Consider the following 796-nt stretch of genomic DNA (forward strand, 5'->3'; position numbering starts at 1 on the left):
CGAAATAAAGAAACGATTGGTTTTGCAACGGTTCGCGGTGGTGATGTTGTCGGTGATCATACTGTGATGTTTTTGGGCGATGGAGAGCGTGTTGAAATTACACACAAGGCATCGAGTCGAATGGCGTTCGCAAATGGTGCGGTGCGTGCTGCTGCTTGGTTGCATTCTCAGGAGCCCGGTCTGTATGAAATGCGCGATGTTTTAAATCTTAAGTAATGAGACGCGTAATTTTTGTGCAGTAAATGCTTTGATCGCATAGACAACAAAATGTGAAATATGTACAATGCCGCCGCTTGAGATAAGGCGTTGTACATAAAAACGCGAAAGAATTATAAAAAGCGAGATGAGCAAATGTTCATCTCGCTTTTTTGCAACTAGCATTCGCTAAATGCATCTCAAGCCCGCCAAAGACGGTTTCTTTCGATACGAAAAATACACTGCTTGGACAAGCGCGAGGAACTGGTGTTGACTAAACCCGCTATTTTAGCTCTTGAAGATGGCTCCATATTCAAGGGTATCTCTATCGGTGCAGATGGAGAAACTACTGGAGAAGTTGTTTTTAACACCGCGATGACGGGGTATCAGGAAATTCTTACTGACCCATCATATGCAAAACAAATTGTTACTTTGACCTATCCTCACATCGGTAATACTGGTGTTAATGAGGAAGATGTAGAAAGCGACCAAATTTGGTCAGCTGGTCTAGTAATTCGTAATCTTCCTTTGCTTGCTAGCTCATGGCGTAATGAGAAGCCATTAGATGTTTATCTCTCTGAAAATAATATTGTTGCGATCG

At 42.5% G+C, this 796-nt stretch carries 2 protein-coding genes; both read left to right on the forward strand.

Annotation, left to right across the window (positions count from 1 at the left end; genetic code table 11):
- The coding region (locus A3762_RS18520) for a dihydrodipicolinate reductase C-terminal domain-containing protein (protein WP_304439296.1) at window positions 1–216 on the forward strand (216 nt) is incomplete at its 5' end.
- Between the two features lie 249 nt (window positions 217–465).
- Window positions 466–796 (forward strand): carbamoyl-phosphate synthase domain-containing protein (locus A3762_RS18530; RefSeq protein WP_304439297.1); only part of this gene is annotated, 331 nt, incomplete at its 3' end.

It is taken from the genome of Oleiphilus sp. HI0125, from assembly GCF_001635355.1.